The organism is Saccharothrix xinjiangensis (assembly GCF_039527585.1).
Lineage (GTDB): Bacteria > Actinomycetota > Actinomycetes > Mycobacteriales > Pseudonocardiaceae > Actinosynnema > Actinosynnema xinjiangensis.
The window spans coordinates 1-22,111 of the sequence record NZ_BAAAKE010000035.1; the positions used below are offsets into that span (position 1 = coordinate 1).

At 72.8% G+C, this 22,111-nt stretch carries 23 protein-coding genes; 13 read left to right on the forward strand and 10 right to left on the reverse strand.

Annotated features, from left to right (window positions below):
• Window positions 1–115 precede the first annotated feature (115 nt).
• The gene (locus tag ABD223_RS38925; protein ID WP_344042514.1) at window positions 116–982 is read left to right on the forward strand and encodes a GNAT family N-acetyltransferase; all 867 of its coding nucleotides are present in this window, start codon (window positions 116–118) and stop codon (window positions 980–982) included.
• Here the strand turns inward: ABD223_RS38925 and ABD223_RS38930 are convergent.
• The 3 genes from ABD223_RS38930 to ABD223_RS38940 are packed head-to-tail and all read right to left on the reverse strand — an operon-like array spanning window position 963 to window position 2,287.
• Window positions 963–1,169, reverse strand: coding sequence for a helix-turn-helix domain-containing protein (locus tag ABD223_RS38930; protein WP_344042516.1), 207 nt, complete (start codon window positions 1,167–1,169; stop codon window positions 963–965). The two genes, ABD223_RS38925 and ABD223_RS38930, sit on opposite strands and share 20 nt — an antisense overlap.
• Complete coding sequence (locus ABD223_RS38935) at window positions 1,166–1,792, reverse strand: hypothetical protein (RefSeq protein WP_344042518.1); 627 nt, start codon at window positions 1,790–1,792, stop codon at window positions 1,166–1,168. The genes ABD223_RS38930 and ABD223_RS38935 overlap by 4 nt, the downstream gene beginning before the upstream one ends.
• A 30-nt stretch (window positions 1,793–1,822) precedes the next feature.
• The gene (locus ABD223_RS38940) at window positions 1,823–2,287 is read right to left on the reverse strand and encodes an Lrp/AsnC family transcriptional regulator (RefSeq protein WP_344042520.1); all 465 of its coding nucleotides are present in this window, start codon (window positions 2,285–2,287) and stop codon (window positions 1,823–1,825) included.
• A gap of 79 nt (window positions 2,288–2,366) precedes the next feature.
• On the opposite strand from ABD223_RS38940, the gene ABD223_RS38945 reads away from it, so the two are divergent.
• The 6 genes from ABD223_RS38945 (at window position 2,367) to ABD223_RS38970 (ending at window position 8,890) form a co-directional block, all read left to right on the forward strand.
• Window positions 2,367–2,789: a rhodanese-like domain-containing protein gene (locus tag ABD223_RS38945; RefSeq protein WP_344042522.1), complete on the forward strand. Its 423-nt coding sequence runs from the start codon at window positions 2,367–2,369 to the stop codon at window positions 2,787–2,789.
• Window positions 2,790–2,804: 15 nt separating this feature from the next.
• Window positions 2,805–3,530, forward strand: coding sequence for a type 1 glutamine amidotransferase (locus tag ABD223_RS38950; protein ID WP_344042524.1), 726 nt, complete (start codon window positions 2,805–2,807; stop codon window positions 3,528–3,530).
• Window positions 3,531–3,613: 83 nt separating this feature from the next.
• Window positions 3,614–4,747 (forward strand): inorganic phosphate transporter, encoded by a 1,134-nt coding sequence (locus ABD223_RS38955; protein ID WP_344042526.1) that lies wholly within the window; start codon window positions 3,614–3,616, stop codon window positions 4,745–4,747.
• Window positions 4,744–4,968 carry a hypothetical protein gene (locus tag ABD223_RS38960; RefSeq protein WP_344042528.1) on the forward strand — a complete coding sequence of 75 codons (225 nt, stop codon included), beginning with the start codon at window positions 4,744–4,746 and terminating at the stop codon, window positions 4,966–4,968. The genes ABD223_RS38955 and ABD223_RS38960 overlap by 4 nt, the downstream gene beginning before the upstream one ends.
• 40 nt (window positions 4,969–5,008) lie before the next feature.
• Window positions 5,009–7,948, forward strand: a complete 2,940-nt coding sequence (locus ABD223_RS38965) for a bifunctional [glutamine synthetase] adenylyltransferase/[glutamine synthetase]-adenylyl-L-tyrosine phosphorylase (protein ID WP_344042530.1) — start codon at window positions 5,009–5,011, stop codon at window positions 7,946–7,948.
• Window positions 7,949–7,960: 12 nt separating this feature from the next.
• The gene (locus ABD223_RS38970) at window positions 7,961–8,890 is read left to right on the forward strand and encodes an NADP-dependent oxidoreductase (protein WP_344042532.1); all 930 of its coding nucleotides are present in this window, start codon (window positions 7,961–7,963) and stop codon (window positions 8,888–8,890) included.
• A 34-nt stretch (window positions 8,891–8,924) separates the two neighbouring features.
• Here the strand turns inward: ABD223_RS38970 and ABD223_RS38975 are convergent, their stop codons facing one another.
• The gene (locus tag ABD223_RS38975; protein ID WP_344042534.1) at window positions 8,925–9,137 is read right to left on the reverse strand and encodes a hypothetical protein; all 213 of its coding nucleotides are present in this window, start codon (window positions 9,135–9,137) and stop codon (window positions 8,925–8,927) included.
• A gap of 192 nt (window positions 9,138–9,329) precedes the next feature.
• Here ABD223_RS38975 and ABD223_RS38980 point away from each other — a divergent pair, with 192 nt between their 5' ends.
• Window positions 9,330–9,986 carry a hypothetical protein gene (locus ABD223_RS38980; protein WP_344042536.1) on the forward strand — a complete coding sequence of 219 codons (657 nt, stop codon included), beginning with the start codon at window positions 9,330–9,332 and terminating at the stop codon, window positions 9,984–9,986.
• Window positions 9,987–10,194: 208 nt separating this feature from the next.
• Here ABD223_RS38980 and ABD223_RS38985 read toward each other — a convergent pair whose 3' ends face one another.
• Both ABD223_RS38985 and glnA read right to left on the reverse strand, forming a co-directional pair.
• Window positions 10,195–10,629, reverse strand: coding sequence for an inositol monophosphatase family protein (locus ABD223_RS38985; RefSeq protein ID WP_344042538.1), 435 nt, complete (start codon window positions 10,627–10,629; stop codon window positions 10,195–10,197).
• Between the two features lie 216 nt (window positions 10,630–10,845).
• Window positions 10,846–12,270, reverse strand: coding sequence for a type I glutamate--ammonia ligase (gene glnA, locus ABD223_RS38990; RefSeq protein WP_344042540.1), 1,425 nt, complete (start codon window positions 12,268–12,270; stop codon window positions 10,846–10,848).
• Window positions 12,271–12,464: 194 nt separating this feature from the next.
• On the opposite strand from glnA, the gene ABD223_RS38995 reads away from it, so the two are divergent.
• Window positions 12,465–12,923 carry an RDD family protein gene (locus ABD223_RS38995; RefSeq protein WP_344042542.1) on the forward strand — a complete coding sequence of 153 codons (459 nt, stop codon included), beginning with the start codon at window positions 12,465–12,467 and terminating at the stop codon, window positions 12,921–12,923.
• Window positions 12,924–13,104: 181 nt separating this feature from the next.
• Here ABD223_RS38995 and ABD223_RS39000 read toward each other — a convergent pair whose 3' ends face one another.
• Window positions 13,105–13,854, reverse strand: coding sequence for a DUF4191 domain-containing protein (locus tag ABD223_RS39000; RefSeq protein ID WP_344042544.1), 750 nt, complete (start codon window positions 13,852–13,854; stop codon window positions 13,105–13,107).
• A 63-nt stretch (window positions 13,855–13,917) separates the two neighbouring features.
• Here ABD223_RS39000 and ABD223_RS39005 point away from each other — a divergent pair, with 63 nt between their 5' ends.
• From ABD223_RS39005 to ABD223_RS39020, 4 genes are all read left to right on the forward strand, one after another.
• Window positions 13,918–15,987: an ATP-dependent DNA helicase UvrD2 gene (locus ABD223_RS39005; protein WP_380648826.1), complete on the forward strand. Its 2,070-nt coding sequence runs from the start codon at window positions 13,918–13,920 to the stop codon at window positions 15,985–15,987.
• 776 nt (window positions 15,988–16,763) lie between these two features.
• Window positions 16,764–17,162 (forward strand): WhiB family transcriptional regulator, encoded by a 399-nt coding sequence (locus ABD223_RS39010; protein WP_344042548.1) that lies wholly within the window; start codon window positions 16,764–16,766, stop codon window positions 17,160–17,162.
• Window positions 17,159–17,383, forward strand: coding sequence for a hypothetical protein (locus ABD223_RS39015; protein ID WP_344042550.1), 225 nt, complete (start codon window positions 17,159–17,161; stop codon window positions 17,381–17,383). Before ABD223_RS39010 ends, ABD223_RS39015 begins: the two co-directional genes overlap by 4 nt.
• Before the next feature lie 244 nt (window positions 17,384–17,627).
• A complete protein-coding gene (locus ABD223_RS39020; RefSeq protein WP_344042552.1) occupies window positions 17,628–18,545 on the forward strand; it encodes a class I SAM-dependent methyltransferase in 918 nt (305 codons plus the stop codon).
• A 448-nt stretch (window positions 18,546–18,993) separates the two neighbouring features.
• Here ABD223_RS39020 and ABD223_RS39025 read toward each other — a convergent pair whose 3' ends face one another.
• The 3 genes from ABD223_RS39025 to ABD223_RS39035 all read right to left on the reverse strand — a co-directional run bounded on the left by ABD223_RS39025 (window position 18,994) and on the right by ABD223_RS39035 (window position 22,039).
• Entirely contained in the window at window positions 18,994–19,551 is a 558-nt protein-coding gene (locus ABD223_RS39025; protein WP_344042554.1) for a hypothetical protein, read from the reverse strand.
• Window positions 19,552–19,631: 80 nt separating this feature from the next.
• Complete coding sequence (locus ABD223_RS39030) at window positions 19,632–20,942, reverse strand: ABC1 kinase family protein (RefSeq protein ID WP_344042556.1); 1,311 nt, start codon at window positions 20,940–20,942, stop codon at window positions 19,632–19,634.
• A gap of 62 nt (window positions 20,943–21,004) precedes the next feature.
• Window positions 21,005–22,039, reverse strand: a complete 1,035-nt coding sequence (locus ABD223_RS39035; RefSeq protein ID WP_344042559.1) for a ThiF family adenylyltransferase — start codon at window positions 22,037–22,039, stop codon at window positions 21,005–21,007.
• Window positions 22,040–22,111: the final 72 nt, after the last annotated feature.

Sequence of the window (22,111 nt, forward strand, 5' to 3'; positions counted from 1 at the left end):
ATGGTACTGCACTCGTGAGGGTGTGGGAGAGTAGGACGCCGCCGAACATTCTTTCCCTCAGGGGCACCCGCGAGCCGGGTGCCCCTGAGGGCTTTTTTGCGTTACCGTCGCGCCCGTGGCCGAGGTGACGATTCACGATGACCTTGCGGAGTTCTGGGACCTCACCGGGGACTTCTTCAACGCCGACCCCGTGTTCCACAGCATCCCCATCGCGGGGGTGAACCGCCGGCTCAACCACCCCGACCCCGATGACGCGCCGCCGCTGCTGGTGACGGTGTCCGAGGCCAACGTCCTGGTGGCGGCGGCCCTGCGCACGCCGCCGTGGCCGCTGACGCTGACCGGCGTCCCGGCCGAGTGGGCGGAGACGCTCGCGGACGCGTTGGCCGGTGAGGTGGAGCTGCCCGGCGTGAACGGTCCGAGGGACGCGGTGGAGGCGTTCGTCGTCGCCTGGTCGGCCCGCACGGGCTGCGCGGCGCACGAGGTGATGTCCCTGCGCCTCTACCAGCTCGGCGAGCTGGTGCTCCCGGACGTGCCGGGCGAGGCCCGGGTGGCGACCGAGGACGACGTCGAGCTGCTCACCTCGTGGTACTCGGAGTTCCGGGTGGAGGCCACCGACCAGGTCGGGGACGAGGGCGTCGAGGAGCAGTCGGCGCGGTACGTGCGGACCACCCTGGCCGCCGGCTATGGCCACGTCCTCTGGTGCGACGGTGACGGCGCGCCGGTCTCGTGGGCGTCGACGAGCGCGCCCGCGTCGTCCATGTCCCGCATCGGTCCGGTCTTCACGCCGCCGGCGCACCGCAGGCGTGGCTACGGCGCGGCGGTGACGGCGGCGTGCGCGACGTGGGCGCTGGAGAACGGCGCCGAGCACGTCGTGCTCTACACGGACCTGTCGAACCCCACGTCCAACTCGGTGTACCAGCGGATCGGCTTCCGGCCGGTGGTGGACTCGGCGGAGTTCGCGTTCACCCCGGCCAGTGGCTGAGCAGGTCGCCCGGCTGGCAGTCCAGCGCCTGGCACAGCGCGGTGAGCGTGCTGAACCGGATGGCCCTGGCCCTGCCGTTCTTGAGGACCGACAGGTTGACCACGGTGACGCCCACGCGCTCGGACAGCTCGGACAGCGTCATCCCGCGCTCGGCCAGCAACCGGTCCAGGTGCACGTGGATGGTCACACGGTTCCTTCCAAGTCCTCGCGCATGTCGGCGCTCGTCCACAGGATCTTCCCAAGGGCGAGCAAGCCGACGCCGGTGACCACCGCCCACCACGGCACGTCCCACTGCGAGAGGAGCGCCAAGGCCTCCAGGTCCTGGGGTAGCGCCCGTTCGAGCAGCCACCCGACCGCGACGGCCTCGACCAGGGTCGCCGCGGGCAGGGCCACGAGCACGAACCACCCGAGGCGGCGCACGCGCTCCGCCGTGCCCCTGGTGTGGATGCCGTCCCGGGACGCCTTCTCCAGCAGCACCAGCAGCAGGAGGAGCGCGATGGCGGAGCCGAAGGCGGTGGGTGCGGTGTCGAGGAAACCGAAGACGCGTTCCAGGGCGGTCGGTCCGTCGATGCAGACGTTCTCCACCTCGATGGTGCTGCGCACGCCCTCGCTCACCCGTGCGCCGCTGTCGCGGTGGACGACGGGCAGGTCGGTGCGGAAGCACTCGGGGTGACCGTTGACCGCGCCCACGACGGCCCCGAGCACGGTGGCGCCGGCGACCAGCACCGCCGTCACCGACCACAGGAACCGGACGACCCTGGTGAGCGGTCCGAGCGGGTCGGTGGTCCTCGTACCACGGCCTTTCGACATGACGCCCCCCGCGCATATCGTTTTTCGTTACTATCGATAAACGATACCGTCTGCGACGTCGCGTGTCAGGGGCCTGTTGCGGACGTGCGAGGAGAACACCAGGGACGTGGTCGTGTCGCCGTACCGCTGGGCCTGCTCGACGAAGCCCTCCAGCTCGACCATCGACCGGCAGACCACGCGGAGCAGCCAGCAGTCGTCCCCGGTCACGTGGTCGGCGTCGCGCACCCGGGCCGAGGTCACCACCCGCTCCCGGAACCGCGGCGTGTCCAGGCTGCGCACCCGCACCCGGACGATCGCCTCGATCGGCAGCCCGAGCCGCTGCGGGTCGACCACGGCCGCGTACCCGGTGACGATCCCCGCCTGCTCCAGCCTGCGCACCCGCTCGGTGGTCGCGGGCGCGGACAGGGAGACCCGCTTGGCCAGCTCGGTGAACGTCATCCGGCCGTCGTGCTGGAGCAGGTCCAGCAGTTTCCAATCCACGTCGTCCAGTTCCACCGTGGAATCGTAGGCGGGACGCGGGGAACGCCTGGAGTTCCCCCTGTGGGTGAACGTGCTGGTCAGCGACGATCTACCCATGACGAACACGCTCCGCCACCCCGCCGCCGACCCCGCCGAGGCCGTCGCGTTCTTCGCCGCCGAACTGGCCTTCGAGGCCGACCCGGACGACGTGGCGCGCGACCTGGAGGCCGGGGACACCGCCGGATTCCGGCTGGTCGAGACCCGGAGCCGCGAGGCGTTCGAGCGGGCCCGGATCCCCGGCGCGGTCAACCTGCCGCACTGGGAGGTGGACGCGGCCACGACCGCCGACTGGGACCGCGACCTGGTCTACGTCTGCTACTGCGAGAGCTCGGCGTGCAACGCGGCCACGAAGGGCGCGCTGAAGCTGAGCGCGCTCGGGTTCCGGGTGAAGCGGCTCGCCGGCGGCATCACCACCTGGCGGGCGGCGGGCCACCCGGTGGAGGGGACCGGCCTGCACGGGGTGACCTGCGACTGCTGATCTACCCTCGGTCGGGTGACGCGTCTGCTGGTGCTGCAACCCGATCGCGACGACCCGCCGGCCCGCCTCGGCGAGTGGCTGACCGCCGCCGGGGCGGTGCTGGACGTCGTCGAGCCCTACGCCGAGCCCCTGCCCGCCGACCTGGGCGGCTACGACGGCGTGGTGTGCCTGGGCGGCGCCATGGGCGCGTTGGACGACGCCGAGCACCCGTGGCTGGCGGACGTGCGCCGGCTGCTGTCGGAGGCGGTGTCGCGGCGCGTGCCGCTGCTGGCGGTGTGCCTGGGCGCGCAGCTGCTCGCCGCCGCCACCGGCGGCCAGGTGCGGCGGGCCGCGCAGGGGCCCGAGGTGGGCGTGATGCTCGTGGCCAAGCGGGACGCGGCGGGCGACGACCCGCTGTTCGCCGACCTGCCGTGGACGCCGGACGTGCTCCAGTTCCACGCCGACGAGGTGTCGCTGCTCCCGCCGACCGCCGTGCTGCTGGCGTCCTCGCCCCGGTGCGCGAACCAGGCGTTCCGCGTCGGGGACCGCGCTTACGGGGTGCAGTTCCACATCGAGACGACGCCCGAGGTGGTCCTCAAGTGGGCCGAGCGCCACCCCGGCCCGCGGCCCGGCTGGCTCGACCCGGTTCGGTTGGACGCCGCCCACGAGGACATTCGGGAGGTGTGGCAGCCGTTCTGCGAAAGATTTGCGCGCCTGGCGGCTGGAGAGCTGACGATCCAACGGAGGCTGCCGTTGGTGTGACGAACCTCTGTTGAGACGAGGATTCATTGGTTGGACATGTAACGTTCACCTACGACGGTGTCGGTCCAGCCGGAGGAATCAGCGTGGATGCCTCGCTCCTCGTCATCATCGTGGTCGTCACGGCATTGGTCTTCGACTTCACCAACGGCTTCCACGACACCGCTAACTCGATGGCGACGTCCATCGCCACCGGCGCCCTCCGGCCCCGCACGGCGGTCGCCTTCTCCGCGGTGCTCAACCTCGTCGGCGCGCTGCTGTCGGTCGAGGTCGCCAAGACCATCTCGGGCGGGATCGTCGACGACGCCCTGATCACACCGGCGGTCGTGTTCGGCGGCCTGGTCGGCGCGATCACGTGGAACCTCGTGACCTGGTACGCCGGCCTGCCGTCGTCGTCCTCGCACGCCCTGTTCGGCGGCCTGATCGGCGCCACCTGGATCGCGTCGGGCGCCGGCGCCGTGCACTTCGACGAGGTCGTGGACAAGGTCGTCGCGCCCGCCATCGCCGCGCCGCTGGTCGCGGGCATCGTGGCCCTGCTCGCCACCTACCTGACCTACCGGATGACCGAGCGGGCCCGGAAGTCGGTCAACGACAAGGGCTTCAAGGCGGGCCAGATCGCGTCCGCCGCGCTGATGTCCCTCGCGCACGGCACGAACGACGCGCAGAAGACCATGGGCATCATCACGCTCACCCTGATCACCGCGGGCACCCTCGCGCCGGGCGCGGAACCACCCCTGTGGGTGATCCTGAGCGCGGCGATCGCCATCGCGCTGGGCACCTACCTCGGCGGCTGGCGCATCACCCGGACCCTGGGCACGGGCCTGACCACGATCGAGGCGCCGCAGGGCTTCGCCGCGCAGACCAGCGCCGCGACCGTGATCATGGCGTCGTCGCACCTGGGCTTCGCGCTGTCCACCACGCACGTGGCGTCCGGCGGCATCCTGGGCTCCGGCCTCGGCCGGCGGCGCGACGCGGTGCGGTGGGGCGTGGCCGGGCGGATGGCCGTGGCGTGGCTGCTCACGCTGCCCGCCGCGGGCATCGTCGGCGCGCTGGCGGGCAAGGTCGCCTCGCTCGGCACGGCGGGCGTGGTCGTGGTGGCGGTGGTGGGCGCGGGCGTGGCGCTGGGCATCTGGCTGCTGTCGCGCCGCGAACCGGTGCGGCCCGAGCACGTGGTGGACGAGATCGCGGCGCGGGCCGAGGCGCACAAGGTGGCGGCGTGAAGGTCGACTGGGCGGCCCTGGGCGCAGTCTTCGGGGTGAGCCTCGCGGTGGTGCTGGGCCTGGTCCTGCTGTTCTCGGTGGCGTTGCGGGCGCTGTCGGCGCGCGAGGCCGAGCGGGAGCGCGGAGGTTCGGCGGTCCTGCCGACGGCCGCGGCGGCGGTGTGCCTGCTGGCGTGCGTGACCGTGGTGTTGCACGGCATCTACTTGATCGTGGCCGGCTGACCGGCGCCACCGCGCCCCGGGCGGGCTACGGTGTTCGGCGATGACCGATCCAGCCCGCACCCCGACGTCCCCCGCGCGGTTCGGCCTGACCGGGGCGCGCAGCGGTGAGCACCTGCGCGCCGCCGGGTGGTGGGAGGGCCGCGGTCCCTCCGCCGGCCACGAGCCGGTCCTGGTCGCGCTGTCCCGCAGCCCCGACCCGGACCTGGCGCTGCTCGGCGCGGACCGGCTGCGCGACGCGCTCGGCGACCGGTGGGCCGACCTGGACGCGGCGCTGGGCGACAACGAGGCGCTGCGCGGGCGGCTGCTGGCCGTGCTGGGCTCGTCGACCGCGCTGTCGGACTTCCTGGTCGCCAACCCGGACCGGTGGACCGACCTGGCCGACCCGGAGCCGCTGGACGCCGGGGCGTTCGCGCCCGCGCTGGTCGGCGCGGTCGAGGGGCTGACCGGCGGTGAGGCGGTGCGCGCGCTGCGGGCGGCGTACCGGGCGCTGCTGTGCCGGGTCGCCGCCGAGGACCTGGCCCACGTGGTCGAGCCGGAGCAGCCCTACGTCAGCTACGACGAGGTGGCCGGGCTGCTGTCGGACCTGGCGGTGGCCGCGCTGCGGGCGGCCCTGGACGTCGCGGGCAGGCAGGTGCCGCGCTCCGGGGAGTGCTCGCTGGCCGTCATCGCGATGGGCAAGTGCGGCGCGCGGGAGCTGAACTACGTCAGCGACGTGGACGTGGTGTTCGTCGGCGAGGGCGACATCGCCGTGGCGACCCGGCTGGCCAGCACGGTGATGCAGGTGGCGGGCCAGGCGTGCTTCGAGGTCGACGCGGCGCTGCGGCCCGAGGGCAAGGCGGGCGCCCTGGTGCGCACCCTGGACGGCCACGCGTCGTACTACCGGCGGTGGGCGCGGACCTGGGAGTTCCAGGCGCTGCTCAAGGCCCGGCCGGTGGCGGGCGACGAGGAGCTGGGCCGGCGCTACCTGGAGGTGGTGCGCCCGCTGGTGTGGACGGCCGCCGAGCGGGAGGACTTCGTGCCCGACGTGCAGGCCATGCGCCGCCGCGTCGAGGACCACGTGCCCGCGGGGCTGGGCGACCGGGAGCTGAAGCTGGGTCGCGGCGGGCTGCGGGACGTGGAGTTCGCCGTGCAGCTGCTGCAACTGGTGCACGGCCGCGGTGACGAGGAGCTGCGCATCACCTCGACCACGCAGGCGCTGGCGGCGCTGGGTCGCGGCGGGTACGTGGGCCGGGCGGACGCCGCCGACTTCGGCCGCGCCTACCGGTTCCTGCGCACCCTGGAGCACCGGTTGCAGCTCCAGCGGCTGTTGCGCACCCACCTGTTCCCGGCGGACGGCGACGCGGGCGCGTTGCGGTGGCTGGCGCGCGCGGCCGGGCTGTCCGCGGAGGGCGGGCAGTCGGAGGGGCAGGTGCTGCTGGCGGAGTTCCGCAAGCGCGCCAACCAGGTGCGCAGGCTGCACGAGAAGCTGTTCTACCGGCCGCTGCTCCAGGCCGTGGCGAACGTGCCGACGGAGGCGTTGCGGCTGACCACGTCGCAGGCGGCGGCGCGGCTGGCCGCGCTGGGCTACGCGGCCCCGGACGGCGCGCTCCGGCACATCGAGGCGCTGACCAAGGGCGTGTCGCGGCGGGCTCGCATCCAGACCGCGCTGCTGCCCGTGCTGCTGGACCTGTTCGCGACCACACCCGACCCGGACGGCGGGCTGCTGTCGTACCGGAAGGTGTCCGAGGCGCTGGCCGAGACGCCCTGGTACCTGCGGCTGCTGCGCGACGAGGGCACGGTGGTCGACCGGCTGGCCTCGCTGCTGGGCACCTCCCGGTACGTGCCCGAGCTGCTGATGCGGGCCCCGGAGGTGCTGCGGCTGCTGGCCGACACCGACGCGCTGGTCGGCGTGGACCCCATGACCATCGGCAACCCGCTGCGCAGCACCGTGTCCCGGTACAGCGACCTGGACCGCGCGGTCACCGCCGCCCGGTCGCTGCGCCGCCAGGAGCTGCTGCGGGTGGCGTGCGCCGACCTGCTCGGGCTCATGCCGCTGCGCGCGGTGTGCGTCTCGCTGTCCGAGGTGTGGGTGGCGGTGCTCCAGGCCGCGCTGGACGCCGTGGTGCGCTCGGCGGGCGAGCCCCTGGCGGCGATCGCGGTCATCGGCATGGGGCGGCTCGGCGGGCGCGAGCTGGGGTACGGCTCGGACGCCGACGTGGTGTTCGTGTGCGAGGCGGCCGAGGGCGTGGCCGACGGCGACGCGGTGCGCTACGCGTCGTCGGTGGTGGAGCGGGTCCGGCGGGTGCTCAGCGCGCCCAGCCAGGACCCGCCGTTGCAGGTGGACGCCGACCTGCGGCCCGAGGGCAGGCAGGGGCCGCTGGTGCGCACCTTCGAGTCCTACCGGGCGTACTACGCGCAGTGGTCCGAGCTGTGGGAGGCGCAGGCGCTGCTGCGGGCCCGGTTCATCGCGGGCGACGCGGAGCTGGGCGCGCGGTTCGTCGAGCTGGTCGACCCCGTCCGGTACCCGGAGCGGGGCCTGGACACCGCCGCGGTGCGGGAGGTCCGGCGCATCAAGGCGCGGGTCGAGGCCGAGCGGCTGCCGCGCGGCGCGGACCCGTCCACGCACACCAAGCTGGGGCGCGGCGGGCTCGCGGACGTGGAGTGGACCGTGCAGCTGCTCCAGCTCCAGCACGCGCACGAGGTGCCGGGCCTGCGCACGCCGTCCACCGTGCGGGGGCTGCGCGCGGCCGCGGGGGCGGGGCTGGTGTCGGAGGACGACGCGGCGGCGCTGCTGGAGTCCTGGACGACGGCCACCAGGGCGCGCAACGCGGTCGTGCTGGTGCGCGGCAAGGCCGGTGACCAGCTGCCCACCGCCGGGCGCGACCTGGCCGCGGTGGCGTGCGCGATGGGGCACGACGACCCGGGCGAGTTCCTCGACGCCTACCGGCGCACCACGCGGCGGGCGCGCGCCGTCGTCGAGCGGGTCTTCTACGGTTCCTGAAGACTGGGCGCCGTGAAAGCGATTGCGCAGAACGAGTTCGGGGATCCCGAGGTCCTCCGGCTGCAAGAGCTGCCCGATCCGCCGATCGGCTCGGACCAGGTGCTGGTGGAGGTGCGGGCGGCCGGCGTGAACCCGGTGGACCGGCTGGTGCGCGCCGGCTACCTGGCCGGGGCGGTGCCGCACCACTTCCCGCTGGTCCCGGGCTGGGACGTGGCCGGCGTGGTGCGCGCCGTCGGGCCCGCGGTGGACGGGTTCGCGGTCGGCGACGAGGTGTTCGGCTACCAGCGCAAGGACCACGTGCAGCACGGCGCGTACGCGGAGCTGATCGCGGCGACCGAGCGGGGGCTGGCGCACAAGCCCGCGTCGCTGTCGTTCGAGGAGGCCGGCGGGTTGGCGCTGACCGGGCTGACCGCGTTGCAGTCGTTGCGCAAGGTCGGCGTGTCGCCCGGCGACGTGGTGCTCGTGCACGCCGCCGCCGGTGGCGTCGGGCACCTCGCGGTGCAGGTGGCGCGCCTGCTCGGGGCGTCGCGGGTGATCGGCACGGCGTCGCCGCGCAACCACGGGTTCCTGCGGTCGCTCGGCGCCGAGCCCGTGGCGTACGGCGACGCGCTGGTGGACAACGTGGCCGAGGTCGTCGGCGGCGACGGCAAGGTGGACGTGGCGTTCGACTGCGTGGGCGGCGCGGCGCTGAACGACTCGCCGGCACTGGTGCGCGACAACAGCCGGATCGTGTCAATCGTCGACACGAACGTGTTGGAGTTGGGCGGGCGCTACGCCTACGCCAAGCCGGTGCAGGAGGACCTGCGGTGGCTGGCCGGGCACGCGGGCGAGGGCGGGCTGAAGGTCGAGGTGCAGCAGGTGCTCCCGCTGGAGCGGGCCGCCGAGGCGCACCGCCTGCTGGAGGGCAGGCACGTGCGCGGCAAGGTCGTGCTGGCGGTGTGACCCGGGTGGAGGGCCCCTGGCGGGGCCCTCCGGCTCACTCCTCGTCGGCGGTGGGCACCGAGCTGAGGACCTCCACGACCCACTCCTCGACCAGCTCGTCGGACTCCTCCTCCGTGACGAGCCGGTTGGCGACCCGGACGCCGAGGCCGAGCACGTCGACGGCGGCGATCGCCTCGATCGCCTCGGTGGCGGAGTCGAAGATGTTGGTGGACAGGACCTGCGCGGCGATTGCGACGTCTTCAGACACGGCGCGACCCTAACCGGCCTCCACGAACGGGGCATGGACAGCCCCGTTCGGAGACGTGGAGTCGCAAGAAGGTGACCCAGCGTAGATGAGGGGGGTCGGTCCATTGACTATTCACCTTCGGACCACCGAAACTGACGTCGCTCAAATGGGGGATGTTCACGTTCGCACGCCTGTGCCCGGACGAAGGACGTCATGGCCGACCAGTTCCACCACGGGACCCACCGCACCAAGGGCGGCGCGACCCTCAAGATCGGCGCCGTCGTGCTCGGCGTGCTCGTGCTGCTGGGCGTCGTCCAGGCCGTCACCGCCGGCACGGTCGGCGTCGGGGCCCTGAGCGTCACGCTGCGCGAGTCGGCGACCCCCACGACCTCGACGCGCGCCGGGACGACCGACGACACCGCCGGTCCCGACGGCGCGGCCGGCCTGGACGGCGCACTCGGCCCGGCCACGTCCGCAGACGCCCCGCCGAGCGCGGCCGGCAAGTCGGTCACCGGCTCCTGGAAGCAGTCCCGGGGGCTGCTCACCGTCGAGGTGACCGAGGTCGAGGACCAGGCCGGACGGGTCAGGGTGCACGTCACCGCGGTCAACGCCAGCACGTCGAAGATGGACCTGCCGATCCCGTCGATCACCGCGGTCGACGACGCGGGGCGCGAGTACCGGGCGTCCCTGGCGACCAGCAAGTGGTCGGCGACGATCGCGAAGAACTCCACCCTCACCGGGATCGTCGACCTGGACCGCGGGCCGGCCGCCGGGAGCAGCGCGTTCGCGTTGACGTTCGGGGGCATCGTGGGCCAACTGGCCCCCACCGGCGGCGAGATCACGGTGCCGGGGATCCCGTTCCCCGCGTAGCCCGCGAGCGCCACGGCCCGTCGCGACAGCCGATCGCCGTGCCCGGCGCCGGCAGTCGTGGACTGCGCGATCGTCACAACCTCGGCGGACGGGAGTGGCTGGGCGGCGGGCCGCGATGCGGGGCGTCGGTGCCAACGTGAGGCGGGACTGGCCGCGCGTCGCCGCAGGCGGCGCGCCTTGATCCCGCAGAGCCGGGTTCGGCAGAGGTTCAGAGAGCGGACCGGACGAGCGCGAGCAACGGCTCGGCGACCCCTGGCGCGGCGGCGATGGTGTGCGTGGCGGTGGCGGTGTGCTCGGCCCCGGAGCTGTCGAGCACGAGTGCTCCGGCTTCGCGGGCGATGAGGACGCCTGCCGCGATGTCGCAGGTCTTGTTGGACAGGATCACCGCGCCGTCGATGCGGCCTTCGGCCAGCCACGCGAGGTCGTGGGCCGCTGAACCGAACATGCGGATGCGCTCGACCTCGGCGGCGAGTGCTGCGGTCAGTGCTACGCGCTGCTTGTTCTCCTCGTCCGAACCTTCGCCGGTCGCGTAGTCGCCGATGGCGATCATCGCCTTCGGGAGTTCGGCCGTCTTGCTGACGTGGATCGTCTCGCCGTTGACGTGCGCACCGCGGCCCTGTGCGGCCAGGGCTGGACCACGCACGGGGCCTGGTCGGTGATGAGGGTGATGTGGCGGATGGGCTCGGGAGAAGCCGGCGGAAGCGGCGTGAACGCCGGACGGCCGAGGGCCGGGTGACTGGACTCAGTCACCCGGCCCTCGGCCCGTGGAGGATCTGGCGGCCTCTCCAGCTCAGCCGGCCTGGAGACGGCCTGGGTGGGACCTCGACCAGTGAAACCGCTGGTCAGAGCCCCGCGCCGATCACACGTCGTAGTACAGCGCGAACTCGTAGGGGTTCGGGCGCAGCCGCAGCGGGTCGATCTCCTGCTCCCGCTTGAACGAGATCCAGGTGTCGATGACGTCCGGCGTGAACACGCCGCCCTCCAGCAGGAACTCGTGGTCCGCTTCGAGGTTGTCCAGCACCGCGTCGAGGGACGCCGGCACCTGCTTGACGTCGCGGGCCTCCTCCGGCGGCAGCTCGTAGAGGTCCTTGTCGATCGGGGCCGGCGGCTCGATCTTGTTCTTCACGCCGTCGAGGCCCGCCATCACCATGGCCGAGAAGGCCAGGTACGGGTTGCCCGACGAGTCGGGGCAGCGGAACTCGATGCGCTTGGCCTTCGGGTTGTTGCCGGTGATCGGGATGCGCACGCACGCCGACCGGTTGCGCTGGGAGTAGACCAGGCTGACCGGGGCCTCGTAGCCGGGCACCAGGCGGTGGTAGGAGTTCACCGTCGGGTTGGTGAAGGCCAGCAGCGACGGGGCGTGGTGCAGGATGCCGCCGATGTAGTGGCGCGCCGTGTCGGACAGGCCCGCGTAGCCGGACTCGTCGTGGAACAGCGGCTGGCCGTCCTTCCACAGCGACTGGTGGGTGTGCATGCCCGAGCCGTTGTCGCCGAACAGCGGCTTCGGCATGAACGTGACGGTCTTGCCGGCCTGCCACGCGGTGTTCTTGATGATGTACTTGAACAGCATCAGGTCGTCCGCGGCGTGCAGCAGCGTGTTGAACTTGTAGTTGATCTCGGCCTGGCCGCCGGTGCCCACCTCGTGGTGCGCGCGCTCGACGGTGAAGCCCTGGGCCTCCATGTTGAGGACCATCTTGTCGCGCAGGTCGGCGTAGTGGTCGGTCGGCGTGACCGGGAAGTAGCCGCCCTTGTACTTGACCTTGTAGCCGCGGTTGCCGCCCTCTTCCTCACGGCCGGTGTTCCACCAGCCGGAGATCGCGTCGATCTCGTGGAAGGAGGCGTTCGCGGTGGTGTCGAAGCGGACCGAGTCGAAGATGTAGAACTCGGCCTCGGCGCCGAAGTACGCGGTGTCCGCGATGCCCGACTCGGTGATGTACTGCTCCGCCTTGCGCGCGATGTTGCGCGGGTCGCGGCTGTACGCCTCGCGGGTGAACGGGTCGTGCACGAAGAAGTTGACGATGAGGGTCTTCTCGATCCGGAACGGGTCGAGGCGCGCGGTGAACAGGTCGGGCAGCAGCAGCATGTCCGACTCGTGGATGGACTGGAAGCCGCGCACGGACGAGCCGTCGAACGCGAGGCCCTCGTTGATGGCGTCCTCGTCGAACGCCGAGGCCGGCAGCGTGAAGTGCTGCATCACGCCGGGCAGGTCGCTGAACCGGACGTCGACGAACTTCACGCCCTCGTCGGAGATGAACTTCAGGACCTCGTCGGGATTCTTGAACACCCTCGTCGACTCCTCTACTGCTGTGGGGGCGCGGTTGGACGCCGCTGCGTGGTGCGGCCTGCCGTCGTGGCGAAACTAAGACTGCGGTGTTGCCCGGCAGTCACCCTGGTGTTTCGCCAGTGTTAACGGGCTGCCCAGGTCGGGCAACCGGACCGGCGCTCCTCACCCGCTGAGCACGGCCTTACTCTGGTGGGGTGAGCAAGTGGACCGGTTCGTGGTTGTCTGGCCCCGACTCGACCCTGGAGCCGGGCGACTCCGGCCAGCGATGGAAGGGTGAGCGCCTCGGCCTGCCGCGGTCCGGGCCCGGCTCGGTGGCCTCCACCGGTCGCCGCGCCGTGGCCATCCTCGTCGACTTCCTGCTCTCCGGTGGTGTCGCGGGCCTGTTCACCCTGCCCGAGCTGCCGCGCAACTGGAGCCTGCTGGCCTGGTTCGCCATCACCGTCATCGCGGTCGGCTTCTTCGGCTTCACCCCTGGTCACGCGCTGTTCGGTCTCCGGGTGGCCCGCCTGGACGGCGCCGGGACCGTCGGCCTGCCCCGGGCGGCCCTGCGGACCGCGTTGATCTTCCCGATCATCCCGGCCGTGGTGTGGGACGCCGACGGCAGGGGTCTGCACGACAAGGCCGCGGGCACCGTCGTCGTCTTGACGCGCTGACCCGCTGCGCGCGTTGACCTGCTGAAACACGTTGACCTGCTCAAACGCCTCGGCACCGCGCCGCCGGGTGCGGTTCGCGGTGCCGAGGTGGACGACTCGTGCTGCCCGACCGGACGACACGTGCTGCCGGAGTGGACGACACGCGGTGCCCGAGTGGATGACACGCGGTCGGGGAGGGTGGTCAGCGGCGGCGCATGGCGCGCTGGACGTTGCGCATCTTGGCGCCCTGGGGCAGCGGGCCCTTGGGCAGGGCGGCGCCGCGGGAGCCCCGGCTGGCCAGCGCGGCCAGGCGGTTCTCCAGGGTGTCGACCTGGGCGGCCGGGATGTTGCGCGGGAGCTTCATCAGGTGGGCCTGGAGCTTGCGCAGCGGCACCTGGTCCTCGTCCGTGCCGACGATGACGTCGTAGATGGGGGTGTCGCCGACGACCCTCGCGATCCGCTTCTTCTCCTGCGCGAGCAGGCCCTTGACCCGGTGCGCCGCGCCCTCGGCGACCAGCACGACGCCCGGCCGGCCGATGACCCGGTGGACCATGTCGCCGCTGGTGGTGCCCGCGACGGCCTGCGTCACGCGCCAGCGCCCGCGCAGGTTGTCCAGCGCCCACGCCGCCGCGCCCGGCTGGCCGTCGGCCTTCGCGTACACCGTGCGCTGCACCCGCCGGCCGAACACGATCACGGCGAGCAGCGCGCCCACCGCGATGCCCATGGGCAGCAGCAGCCACTGCATGTCCCAGATGAGGCCGATCAGGAACGCCACGGCGGCGCCGCCCAGCAGGCACAACAGCATGAGCGGCACGAGCGCCTTGTCCTCGCGGCGCTGCATCTTGAACGCCTCGAAGATCTGGCCGCGGCGCTCCTTCGACGCGGCGCGCCGCGCCTTCGACGCTTCCTTGGCCGCCGCCTTGGCAGCCGCCTTGTCCTGCTTACCAGCCATGCCGACCAGGATACGGCGCGCCGCGTCGCCCCATGACAGGAGTACGCGGTGTGCTCTGCGAGGATGCAATCCATGGACCGGCTGCTGGAGGGACTCGACCCGGAACAGCGCGCCGCCGTGGAAGCCCCACGAGGCCCGGTCTGCGTCCTCGCGGGCGCGGGCACGGGCAAGACCCGCACCATCACGCACCGCATCGCCCACCTGGTCCAGCGCGGGCACGTCGCCCCCGGGCAGGTCCTGGCCGTCACCTTCACGGCGCGCGCGGCGGGCGAGATGCGCACCCGGCTGCGCGCGCTCGGCGTGCACGGCGCGCAGGCCCGCACGTTCCACGCCGCCTCCCTGCGCCAGCTCCGCTACTTCTGGCCGCGCGTCGTCGGCGGCGAGCCGTGGCAGCTGATCGACCGGAACAAGCTGCGCCTGGTCGCCCAGGCCGCGCACCGGGTCGGCCTGTCCACCGAGTCGGACTCGCTGCGCGACCTCGCCGGCGAGGTCGAGTGGGCCAAGGCGTCGCTGATCGCGCCCGACGACTACCCCGCCGCGGCCGGCCGCGCCAACCGCGACACCCCGGCGCCCGCCGAGCAGGTCGTGCGGGTCTACCGAACCTACGAGGAGCTGAAGAACAAGGCCCAGCTGCTCGACTTCGACGACCTGCTGCTGCACACCGCGGCGGCGCTGGAGGAGCACGGCGACGTCGCCGAGGAGTTCCGCGACCGCTACCGGTGCTTCGTGGTCGACGAGTACCAGGACGTCACGCCCCTCCAGCAGCGCGTGCTCGACGCGTGGCTGGGCGCCCGGGACGACCTGACCGTGGTCGGCGACGCGAACCAGACCATCTACTCCTTCGCGGGCGCCTCGCCGCGCCCGCTGCTCGACTTCCCGCGCCGCTTCGCGCACGCCACCGTGGTGCGGCTGGAGCGCGACTACCGGTCGACGCCGCAGGTCGTCGAGCTGGCCAACCAGGTCATCGGCTCGGCGCGCGGCCGTCCCGCCGGCTCCAGGCTGAAGCTGATCGGGCAGCGCCCCGACGGGCCCAGGCCGGCGTTCACCGAGTTCGACGACGAGACGCTGGAGGCGTCCGCCGTCGCCCAGCGGGTGAAGGAGCTGCTGGACCAGGGCGTGGCGGCGAGCGAGATCGCCGTCCTGTACCGGGTCAACGCGCAGTCCGAGATCCACGAGCAGGCGCTGGCCGAGGTCGGCGTGCCGTACCAGGTGCGCGGCGGCGAGCGGTTCTTCCAGCGCGCCGAGGTGCGGCAGGCCATGGTCGCCCTGCGCGCGGCCGCGGCGCACGAGCCGTCCGGGGAGCTGCCGAAGGTCGTGCGCGAGGTGCTGTCCGGCATCGGCCTCACCGACGAGCCGCCCGCCGGCGGCGCGGCGCGGGAGAAGTGGGAGTCGCTGCTCGCGCTGGTCGAGCTGGCCGAGGAGCTGGTCGGCCAGCTCGACGGCACGGACCTGCCCCGGTTCTGCGCCGAGCTGGACCTGCGCGCCGAGGCCCAGCACCCGCCGACCGTGGAGGGCGTCACGCTCGCGTCCCTGCACGCGGCGAAGGGCCTGGAGTGGGACGCGGTGTTCCTGGTCGGGCTCGTCGAGGGCACCGTGCCGATCCAGCACGCGGACGGCGACGACGCGGCGATCGAGGAAGAACGCCGGCTGCTGTACGTGGGGGTGACGCGCGCCCGTGAGCACCTGTGGCTGTCGTGGGCGCTGGCACGGGCCGCGGGCGGGCGGCGCTACCGGCGCCGGAGCCGGTTCCTCTACGGGCTGATCCCGGACGACCACCCCGCGTCCCGCCTGGCGGCCGCCAAGCGCGAACCGCTCCAGCGCAAGCCCAAGCCTCAGTGCCGCGTGTGCGGGTCGGCGCTGGTGGACTCGCGGGCGGTCAAGCTCGGCAGGTGCGCGTCATGCCCGTCGGACCTGGACGAGGAGCTGCTGACGCGGCTGCGCGCGTGGCGGGCGGACCGGGCACGGGAGTTGAAGGTGCCCGCGTACGTGGTCTTCACCGACGCGACGCTCGTGGCGATCGCCGAACAGCGCCCGGAGGACGTCGCGGGCCTGGTCTCGATCGCCGGCATCGGCGCGGCCAAGCTCGACCGCTACGGGGAGGACGTCCTCGGCCTCGTGCGCGGCGGTCGTTGAGCGGCGGTCGTCGAGCCGGCGGTTGTTGCGCCGGCGGTTGTCAGCCGGCTGTGGTCGAGCCAGTGGTTGTCGAGCCGGCTGTGGTCGAGCGGCTGTGGTCGGGCGGCGGTCGTCGAGCCGGGCGCCGCGGGCGGTCCTCGTGCCGGGCGGTTGGTGCGTTGCGACGTGGGTGCCGGCGGGCCGAGGTCCGCGTGGGTCGGGTTGGGTCGAGTTGGGTCGGGTGCCCGCCGGCGGGCAGGTCGCGGGTCCGCCCGGCAGCGCTCTGTACAGGGCAAACGCGGAAATTTCACTCGATCGACAGGTTCTTGGGAAAATAGGTTGCCCCCGTCCCGCGCCGAGTCATAACCTGCTCAGGCCGGGCGCGGAGCGCCCGCTGGGGATTCAAGAGCTGTAGCTGAGACGAGACACCTGAGGAGGTGGCCGGTCGTGAACACACTGATGTGCGAGAAGACGCCCGACTACCCGCTGATCAGCGCTGTCTCGGTGTCCGGTGCCGCTCATGTCGCGGGGGAGAAGTCTGCCCGCGATCGCCGAGGCCTCGTTTGGGGTCCGGAGCGAGTTCAGCTGATCGAGGTGGCGACCAAGTTCGCCCCGACCGTTGTCCCGACTCAGAACGTTGCGCCGTCCGCGCGAGAGCGAAGTACCTGACACACCAAGCTGTCAGGCCACGAAGCTCACCAAGGCCGCGGACCCGTAACCGGATCCGCGGCCTTTGTGTTTGTTCGACCCGTTCGAGAACCAAAAACCCCGTGCAAGACCTGACAGGAGCCCACCTCATGTTGACCGCGACCGTCCCCATAAGCGGGGCGCTGTCCGCCCAGACCGACTTCAACGGAGCTGGTGTCGCCTCCCTGATCGACACCGCGCCCGAGGCCGGCCTGGACCTTCCTTGCCGCACCAACAACCCCGACCTCTGGTTCGCCGACGCACCGGCGGAGCTGGAGGAGGCCAAGAAGTTCTGCGTCACCTGCCCGGTCATCGCCGAGTGCCTGGCCGGTGCGCTCGCTCGCCACGAGCCCTGGGGGGTCTGGGGCGGCGAGATCTTCGAGCGCGGTGCGGTGATCGCGCGCAAGCGCCCCCGTGGGCGCCCGCGCAAGGACGCAGCACCTGTTGTTCCCGCGGCGCCCGCCGCGACCGTCGTCCGGGGGGCCAAGAACCAGGAGGCCGCCGCGTGACCACGTACCGATCCACCAGCGACGAAGCGATGATCATCCAACTCGACCCGCGGGGGAACCCCATGTTGCTCGAAGAAAACTTGGCCAGATCCCGAATGCATGAAGCGGAGATATTCGCCCAACAGCATCGGCTGGCCCACCGCCTCGTCGTCGCCCGCAGGTGGCGGCGGCTGGCCGGATGGGCCCAACGCAGGGCAACCCTGAAAGCCCGCGCGCTCTGATGCGAGACCCGGCCCACCCGCCCCGTTCCGACGGGGCGGGTGGGCCGCGTCGCACGAGGCGCAGGCCGCCAGGCCGCGCCGGGGTTGGCCGCCGGGGTTGGCCGCCGGGGTTGGCCGCCGGGGTTGGCTGCCGGGGTTGGGTGCGGCATCACCGCAGTTCAGCCTGCTCGCGGCTGGTGTGCTGGGTGTCGGTCGTTCTCCTTTCGGTAGGAAGGGTCGGGCGGCCGTGGGTACGGTGCGACGTGTGGCTGCTCACTCTCACCACCATCACCACGCGCGGACCCAGGACGGGATCGACTGGTCGACCCGGCTGGCCTTCTTCCGGCAAGCTGACGAACTCGACGCCGAAGCTCGCCGGGTGGTCGCGCGCAGGCTCGTCCGTCCCCTGCCCGACCGCCCGACCGTGCTCGACGTCGGGTGCGGCACGGGTGGGATGGCGGTGGCGCTCGTCGAAGCGCTGTCCGCACGCGGTGGCGGGACGTTGGTGCTCGTCGACGGGACGCCCGAGATGCTGGACGCCGCCACGAGCGCCGCGCGTTCGGCGGCCACCTACGAGGGCGACACCGCCACGGCCGTGGTGAAGGTGCGGCCGGTGCTGGCCGACCTGGCCACCGAGCGGCCGGTCGAGTTCGCGGGACCAGCGCAACTGGTGTGGGCTTCGAACGTCGTGCACCACCTCCCTGATCAGCGTGCGGCGGTGGCCGGGTTGGTCGAGGCGGTCTCGCCCGGCGGTTGGTTGGCGTTGGCCGAAGGTGGTCTGGAGGGCAAGTTCCTCCCCTGGGACCTGGGTGTGGGCGAGCCCGGTCTGTCGGCCCGGCTGTCCGGCGCCCGCGCGCACTGGTTCACGCTGATGCGCGAGAACATCGAGGGCTCGGTCCGGCTGCCCGGCGGCTGGAACACCGTGCTGGCGGACCTCGGCATGCTCGACGTCACCGCTTTCAGCTACCTCATCGACCACCCCGCACCGCCCAAGCAGGCCGTGCGCGACTGGGCGGTGAACCAGCTCAAGTGGCACCGCGAGGTCGCCGGCGACCTGCTGCACCCCTCGGACCGGGACGCCGTTCGCCGCCTCCTCGACCCGCAGGACCCCGCCTACCTGGGCCTGCGCGACGACGTCTTCCTGCTCATGGCCAACACCGTCCACCTGGGGCGCAAGCCGTGACCGGCGCCGGTCACGACTCCTGTGCCCGCTGCGGGCGGACGCGCGGATCGGTCTCCGACCCGGCCGAGCTGCTGGCCTGGGTCCGTCAGAAGGAACACGGGACTGACCAGTGGCTGTGCCACGGGTGCGCCCGGACCCACGTGAGGGACATCGAGGGCAAACTGCCTGCGGACTACTGGCTGTAGAACGCGACGCCGCGACGGCGGGGCAGGCAATCGGCCTGATCGATTGATCTCGAATGGATTGGACGGGCTGGACCCACCTCCTCGGGACGGGTTGGTGACCGCGGGGTGCGAGCGGCTGCGGCGTTGGGTGTGGCTGATCCCGCCGGCGGGACAGGAGCAGGCTGGCGGAGCCGGTGCAGCCAAGCCTGTGCAACCGAGCCTGTGCAGCCAAGCCGATGCAACCGAGCCGGCAACAGGGAGGCCAGGCCTGAGAGCGGTGCTCGTCAGCGGAGCAGTGCTCTCAAGGTGCGCAGGGCTGCCCTTGGCGCCGCGCTACCCCGTTTGCTGCCCGCCGCCAGCTCCGCTTCCAGGCCCGCGACCGTGCACAGGCCCGAGCGCACGGTGGTGGCCAGCAGGTGGTGCCGGCGGAGCGCGTGCGGTTCGTGGCGTGCGGCGTCCAGCACGGCCCTGGTCGGCTCGGCCAGGCGCAGGCCGTTGCGGACCACCGTGCCGGGTGGGCGCGTGGTGCGTTCCAGCAGGATTTGGGGCGTGCACGCGCGGCGGCGGGTGGCGGGTTGGAGCAGGTGGATCACCGGTGCGCCGGGCAGGTCGGATAGGCCCTGGGCGCGCAGCGCGTCCACCCCCGTCACCACGGCTTCCGGGCCCGCGTAGGCCAAGGCCGCGCGCAGCCGCTGGTCACGGGACGGCGGTGCGGGGCTGAGCAGCAGCACGCCCGGCAGGATGCGCTGCCACGGCCCGCCGGGGCGGCACTTCAGGTCGATGACGTGCCCCGGCACGCCGCCGGCTTCGAGGTCCGCGGTCTTGATCACGTCGGTGGTCATGGCTCGATCTTCGGCCGGGGCCGGGGGAGGGGCCAGTGGGGTTCCGTGATCTGTGGACAACTCGTCGAGCTGTGGACAACTCAGTCCGCGAAGCCCGGTTGCCAACGGGAGACGATGGCCCTGGCCTGCACTTTCGCGTCGAGCTGGCACAGGATGCCGGTCGCGCCGAGCGTGACCCTGTGGATGAGCAGGTACTGGGGCGGGAGGTTCAGGGACCTGCCGGTCTGCATGTCCGGGCTGCGGAGGTCGCCGACGCGCTCCGCTTGCAGCTGGAGCCAGCGGCGGGTGAAGTGGAAGGTCTCCACGCGCAGCGGCTCCACGAACGGCGCCAGGTAGTTGAGCACGTCCTCCGCGTGCAGCTCGGTCCCCGGCCGGATGAACCGCTCCACCCGCAGCAGCTCCTCCAGGTCCGCCGACCGGCCCTCCAGCGCGAGCCTGGTCATCACGCCCAGCGGCTCGGGCAGTCCTTCGGGCAGGCGGGCCACGGCGCCGAAGTCCAGCACCCGCAGCCGACCGTCCGCGCCCAGCATGAAGTTGCCGGGGTGCGGGTCGGCGTGCAGCAGGCCGGACCGGCTCGGCGCGGAGAAGTGGAACTCCGACAGCAGCTGCCCGGCCAGGTCGCGGTCCTCCCGCGACCCATCACGGATGATCTTGGACAGCGGTGTCCCGTCGGTCCACTCGGTGACCATCACCCTGGGCGAGCTGGCCACCACCCGGGGCACGAGCACGCGCTCGTCGTCCGCGAACGCCTTGGCGAACACCCGCTGGTTGCCCGCCTCGGTCCGGTAGTCCAGCTCCTCCAGGTACCGGTCGCGCAGCTCCTCCAGCAGCGGCTTCACCTCGGTGCCCGGCATCATGGCCTGGATCACCCGGCTGAACCGCAGCAGCTGCTTCAGGTCGGCCGCCAGCGCCTCGTCCGCGCCCGGGTACTGCACCTTCACCGCCACGTCGCGGCCGTCGTGCCACACCGCGCGGTGCACCTGCCCGATGCTGGCGGAGGCGGCCGGGTCGTCGTCGAACGACCGGAACCGCTTGGCCCACCCCGAGCCCAGCTGCTCGGCCAGCACCCGGTGCACGGTGCGCGACGGCATCGGCGGCGCGGCGGTCTGGAGCTTGGTCAGCGCTTCGCGGTAGGGCTCGGCCAGCTCGTCCGGCACCGCGGCCTCGAACACGCTCAGGGCCTGGCCGAACTTCATCGCGCCGCCCTTGAGCTGCCCGAGCACCGCGAAGAGCTGCTCCGCGGTCTTCGCCGACACCTCGGCGTTGACCTCGTCCGGGCTGCGGCCTGCCAGGCGCTTGCCCCAGCCGCCGACCACCCGACCGGCCACCCCGAGCGGCAGGCTGGCCAGCTTGGCGGTGCGCTGCACGGCCTTGCGCGGGATATCGCTCACCCGGTGATTCTCCCCCCGTCCGGTCGCGTCGTCGCGGCGGCTCGTGCTTCTCCCCACAAAACCTACACAGCTCCGCCCACCGCCGGTCGAGCGGCGGAACGGCACTCGCAGCGCGGGTGCACCGGCGCTATCCGGTGCTCGACGACCCCGGCGAACGCGTCGACCTCCAGGGTCGCGTCCCAGGTCGGGGGCCTGGTGCGCGCCTCGCGGTCGTGGTCGAGCGCGAGCAGCGCCTGCCCGACCGCGACCCCGGCGGTGGCGGTCACCGTGGCCAGGTCGGCGTGCTGCGGCCGGTCCACCAACTGCGCGGCGATCATCGGCCAGGCCCGGTCCAGCTCCGAGCTGTGCAGGTCGGCGCACCTCAGGCAGCTGCTGCGGCCGGGCACGACCAGCGGGCCCACCACGCCGAGGCCCTCGCGGACCCGCACGGCCAGGTGCGCGGTGCGCGACCGGAGCAGCTCGTGCAGCAGCTCCGGCGCGGGCACCAGCGCGTCCGCGAGCACCACCAGGTCCGCGTCGCGCGGCGCCGACCGCACCGCCGGGCACGCCCGCAGCACCGCGTCCGCCGCCGCCTCCGCGCGCGGCCGGCCGACGTCCTCCTCCAGGTAACCCGAACCGGTGTCCTCGGGGCCGACGCGCCCTCGTGCGTTCACCCGTACGTGTCCCACGCCGGTGGACGCGAGGAGCGACGCGACGGTGACCGCCAACCTCCCCTCGCCGTGCACGACGACCGACCGCGCGGCGCGGACGACGGGCAGGTGGGGCGCTGGGCGGCGGGTGCGCAGCGCCCAGCTCGTCGTCTCGGCGGCGAGCCGCGCGTGGGGGACGGGCACGGACTCCTCGACCAGCCCGGCGTGCGCCAGGCCGCGCAGCACGCCGAGCAGCTCGACGGCCTGGTCACCGTGGTGGGCGAGCCGTTGGCGCAGCTCGCGCAGGGTGTGCTGGCCGGTGAGGTCGAGCAGGAGGGCGGCCATGGGCGCGGGCACGTCCTCGACGAGCACCGCGTGCCGGGGGTCGGTGCCGATCTGCACCACGTCGTCCCGGCGGCGCAGCAACGGCAGTCCGGGCAGGACCCTGGGCCGGTTGGGTAGATCCACACCGGCAGCATGCTGGGGAACGGGCGAACCGCAAAACGCCTGTCCACAGGCCCGCGGGTTGTCCACAGGCGG